The sequence below is a fragment of the Shewanella electrica genome (genome assembly GCF_022321485.1).
Classification (GTDB): domain Bacteria; phylum Pseudomonadota; class Gammaproteobacteria; order Enterobacterales; family Shewanellaceae; genus Shewanella; species Shewanella electrica.
The window spans coordinates 1-282 of record NZ_JAKOGG010000160.1 but is presented as its reverse complement, the minus strand read 5'-3'; the positions used below and the strand labels follow the sequence as shown (position 1 = coordinate 282).

Sequence of the window (282 nt, the reverse complement as noted above, 5' to 3'; positions counted from 1 at the left end):
ATACCGTCCGATGGTAGATCTAGGTCATGCTCATCGTGGCTATAGGGTGCATCTGTCATGGGTTCGAATCTGTCGAAGATCAAGTCTCCATGGATGTCGGCGGTGTAGTTCAGGCTTCCAAAGCTGACCTGATGGCCAGGGGCGTAGCTGTCGATCTTCTCCAGATGGCCAAGCGAGTTGGCCCGCAGTGCGAAGCCGCCGAACACGAAGATCTATCCGGGGGGAGTTTCTCCTTGGACAGCGTCAATTTTGATGATTGAAGGGGGCATCAAACCTTTTAGC

Annotated in this window: 1 protein-coding gene; it reads right to left on the bottom strand. The window is 53.5% G+C overall.

Annotated elements, in window-relative coordinates:
- Window positions 1-206 (bottom strand): hypothetical protein (locus L9G74_RS24050; protein ID WP_238898568.1); only part of this gene is annotated, 206 nt, incomplete at its 3' end.
- Window positions 207-282: the final 76 nt, after the last annotated feature.